Annotated in this window: 2 protein-coding genes, 1 tRNA gene and 2 rRNA genes; 1 reads left to right on the forward strand and 4 read right to left on the reverse strand. The window is 37.0% G+C overall.

Translation table 11 applies throughout. From position 1 onward, the window contains the following. Positions 1 to 403: 403 nt before the first annotated feature. Complete coding sequence (locus ABD005_RS17970; RefSeq protein WP_343819133.1) at positions 404 to 1,648, reverse strand: DEAD/DEAH box helicase; 1,245 nt, start codon at positions 1,646 to 1,648, stop codon at positions 404 to 406. A gap of 116 nt (positions 1,649 to 1,764) precedes the next feature. Here ABD005_RS17970 and ABD005_RS17975 point away from each other — a divergent pair, with 116 nt between their 5' ends. Continuing rightward, positions 1,765 to 3,342 carry a response regulator gene (locus ABD005_RS17975; protein WP_343819134.1) on the forward strand — a complete coding sequence of 526 codons (1,578 nt, stop codon included), beginning with the start codon at positions 1,765 to 1,767 and terminating at the stop codon, positions 3,340 to 3,342. An 87-nt stretch (positions 3,343 to 3,429) separates the two neighbouring features. Here the strand turns inward: ABD005_RS17975 and ABD005_RS17980 are convergent. From ABD005_RS17980 to rrf (ABD005_RS17990), 3 genes are all read right to left on the reverse strand, one after another. Beyond that, positions 3,430 to 3,514, reverse strand: a tRNA-Tyr gene (locus ABD005_RS17980). Positions 3,515 to 3,553: 39 nt separating this feature from the next. Beyond that, positions 3,554 to 3,668, reverse strand: a 5S ribosomal RNA gene (gene rrf, locus ABD005_RS17985). 206 nt (positions 3,669 to 3,874) lie between these two features. Next, positions 3,875 to 3,959: ribosomal RNA gene (gene rrf, locus ABD005_RS17990) — 5S ribosomal RNA — on the reverse strand; the annotation flags it as partial.

Consider the following 3,959-nt stretch of genomic DNA (forward strand, 5'->3'; position numbering starts at 1 on the left):
TTCACACAAATTGCATGATAACTAATTGTTAAAGAAGAAGATAAGAGTCACATTCGCTCATTATCATCGCTACTGGTAAGTAGCGTGCTTGTTGCCGTAGCCCCGAAGCAGGATGCGTATCATACGCTTCCGAGTTTTGATGTCAACCTTTAATTTCAAATTAATTTTAAAATCATTTAAAAGTAAACGTTAAGTGGCTTGTTTATTCGATAATACGAGTAGATAAGCTATCAAAATAGTTCTTTCAGGCTTCTTTTTGGTTGAACCCCTTGGAACTGGAGCGCATTATAGAGAGCTAACTTGAATGCGCAAGGGTTATTTTCACTTTAATGACTGTTCGACTATAAATACGGCTACATGGTTAAAAACAACACGAAAAATGAAGATTTAAGCTTAGAAGTTGCTATCTTCGTAGTCTTCTTTTTGATTGGCCTGCTTTTTTCCCCGCTAGAGCTTGCTGTCGTGCTTTCTTTTTATTGAGCTTAGGTGCATTCATAGCATCAAGTGTTACTTTATTAAGATCTGGTTCATAGCCAGGAAACCATTGCTGTAATAATCGATAGTCCAATATTTTTTCAATAGCCTCTAACAACCACTCTTCTGAAGGGCTTAGCAAAGATACCGCTAAACCAGACTTACCTGCGCGAGCAGTACGCCCAATTCTATGGATATAGTCTTCAGCTTGGTGCGGTAGTTCATAATTAATGACATATCCTAATTCATTAATGTCTATTCCTCGAGCAGCAACATCTGTTGCCACTAAAGCTCGTACTTTACCTGTTTTAAAGTCTGCTAATGCTTTTTCTCTCGCACCTTGCGATTTGTCACCGTGAATAGATTGCGCTTTAATACCGTCTTTGCACATTTCTTTTGCTAATGCATCTGCTGTTGCTTTAGTTCTTGTGAAAATCAAGACTTGCTGCCAATTTTTTGATCCAATTAAAAATGATGTTAACTCTCTTTTTTTATCAGCATCAACCATGTAAACGATTTGTTCTATTTCGCTTGCTACAGTATTTTTAGCATCTATTTCTATACACTCTGCATCGGTAAGCAGTTTTTTAGCGACTTTATAAACTTCATCATTAAAAGTTGCGGAGAATAGTAAAGTTTGTCGCTTAACAGAGAGGTGCGTTAAAATTTTATCTATTTCATCTTTAAAGCCCATATCTAACATACGATCAGCTTCATCAAAAACAAGGTACTGAACATCATCAAGACTAACTATACCTGACTGTAAATGATCGATTAACCTACCAGGTGTTGCCACGAGAATATCTACACCTTGAGCTATCCTTGCTGCTTGCTCTTTTGCACTCACCCCGCCATAAGCTAATGCTGACTGTAATGGCGTATATTGACTATATTCGGTAAAACTCTTATGCACCTGTTTTGCTAATTCACGGGTTGGTGTAAGTACAAGTACTCTAAGTGCGGGGTCAACCTTATTCTGCTCAATTAAATGCTGTAAAATAGGTAGCGCAAATGCTGCTGTTTTTCCTGTGCCTGTTTGGGCTCTAGCCATTAGATCGTGTTTTTTAAGAATCACGGGAATAGCTTGTTGCTGAATGTCAGTTGGTGAGTCGTAGTTAAGTTCAGCTAACGCCTTTGATATAGCGTTATTAAAAGAAAAAGCAGCGAAGGTCATGTGATGATCATATAAGTTAAAAAGTAATGCTATAGTTTAACAGAGTTAACTTTAACTTGCAGATTATAGACGGTCAGTTAAAGTTAGATTTCATAAATGGATAGATTAAGCATAGTATGGAAAACACTGACTACGATGATATGCGCTTTTTAATAGTAGATAACCTCAAGCCATCTCAAGATATCTTAAAGCAATTTGCCATGAGGCTTACAAGTAAGCAGGTAGATAGTACTCATTATGCCCAAGATGTTATCACTATTTGTCAACAAAAGTCATATGATGTCATTCTACTTGGTTACGATTTAGGTGAAGATCAAAAAAATGGTCAACAGATATTAGAAGAGCTTCGAGTTAATAACTTTATAAATCGCCATTGTATAATTATTCTAATTACCGCTGAAATATCTCAAGCGATGGTGCTAGCAGCACTTGAGCATAAGCCTGACAATTACTTATGTAAGCCTTACTCGTTAAATGAGTTAAATAATCGTCTTCTTAGCTGTATTAGAAAGAAAAAGTCGATGGCTGCTATTTATCATGCATTAGAACAAGGTAAACCAACTTTAGTGATAGAGCGATGCGATGATGCACTGGCTCAAAGCACTCCCTACAAAGCTGAGTGTCTTGGTATTAAGTCAAGACAACTATTTCAGCTTGAAAAATACGATCAAGCACAAGCAATTTACTTGTCGTATAAAGATAATAAAAGCTGTCAGTGGGCTAATATCGGCTTAGGAAGAATAGCCTTACAAAAAGAGCAACTTGACCATGCAGAGGCTATTTTCAAACAAGCAATACTCATAAATCCTTATTACCTTGCAAGTTATGATTGGCTCGCATTGACTTATCAAAAAAAATTACAATTTTTATTTGCCGAAGAGATATTGGAACAGGCTTTAAGTTTATCACCACGATCTTTACCACGACTAAAAAGGTATGCACAATTATGCTTACAGAATGAGCATTTTGATAAAGCGACATATGCATACGAACAAACTTACATTCTTGCTCATAACTCTATACATCACTCCCCTGATAATGCAATTAGCTTTGCCAAAGCTTTAATTGAATACGTGCCAATATTACCAGCATTAGATGCAAAGAAAATGAGCACGAAAGCGTTCAAATATCTTAAACAGATGAGTCGTGATTTCAATAGGGCCGAATTTAGAATTCAATCGCATTTATTAACTGCTTGTTTATTGGAACAAACTAATGAAGCGCGCCTTGCTCAAGAGGCATTAGATAATGGTGCTAAGCTCTTAACTCGAGAGCGTGATAATTTATCGTCAGACTCACTACTTAAAATTACTGAAGTCATGAAGAAAATTCCTTCAGCTAATAATAAGTATTCAGAGCTACTTATAATTAATAAAGAAAGTGACGCTAATGATTACAACGACAAAGCACAAGCAGCTCTAGAAAAAAGTATTAGCCTATACCATAGTAAAAAATTTAGCGCTGCAATTGAAGAGCTGACTAAAGCACTAAACTCTTTTCCTGAACATTTAGGAATAAAATTAAACTTACTACAAGTTTATTTAATGGCTTATGAAGAGAGTGAAGTAGAAAATACACTATTAATGTCAGCGAAAATATTATTAAAAGAACTGAGCACAATTGATTGTTCAGAAGACGAAAAATTAAGACTAAGAAAACTGCAAAGAAAATACCAAGCGCTAGCAGGTATCTAATTAAAAGAATTAGTATTTCAAAGAAAGTTATTAGTAAGATCTTTAGAAAGCAAAAAGCCGTAGTAAATACTACGGCTTTTTATATGATGGTGGAGGGAGGTGGATTCGAACCACCGAAGGCTGAGCCGTCAGATTTACAGTCTGATCCCTTTGGCCACTCGGGAACCCCTCCACGGGGCCATTTTTATCATTTTACTGATAAGAATTAGGAGTCTAACAATGTCCTACTCTCACATGGGAACTCCCACACTACCATCGGCGCTACTGCGTTTCACTTCTGAGTTCGGAATGGGATCAGGTGGTACCACAGTGCTATTGTCGTTAGACAAAAACTTTAATGTATTAATTATCTAAATAAATAACTAATCTATTAAAGCTCGAAAAACCCGTTATCTTGTAACGGGCCTCTCTTGAGCTTTCGCTCGAATAGACGTTTAACAATGTCTCGCTACGCTCTCACATGGGCTTATCTGCAACATAAGTCACACGACCATCGGCGCTACTGCGTTTCATTATCAAAACTTAAATAGAAGTTTAGCAATGTCCTACTCTCACATGGGAACTCCCACACTACCATCGGCGCTACTGCGTTTCACTTCTGAGTTCGGAATGGGATC

This window comes from Colwellia asteriadis (assembly GCF_039523295.1).
Lineage (GTDB): Bacteria > Pseudomonadota > Gammaproteobacteria > Enterobacterales > Alteromonadaceae > Colwellia > Colwellia asteriadis.

Excerpts from the sequence above, each read along its gene's own strand:
- ABD005_RS17975 (WP_343819134.1), top strand. The coding sequence starts at position 1,765 with ATGGAAAACACTGACTACGATGATATGCGCTTTTTAATAGTAGATAAC.
- ABD005_RS17970 (WP_343819133.1), bottom strand. The coding sequence starts at position 1,648 with ATGACCTTCGCTGCTTTTTCTTTTAATAACGCTATATCAAAGGCGTTA.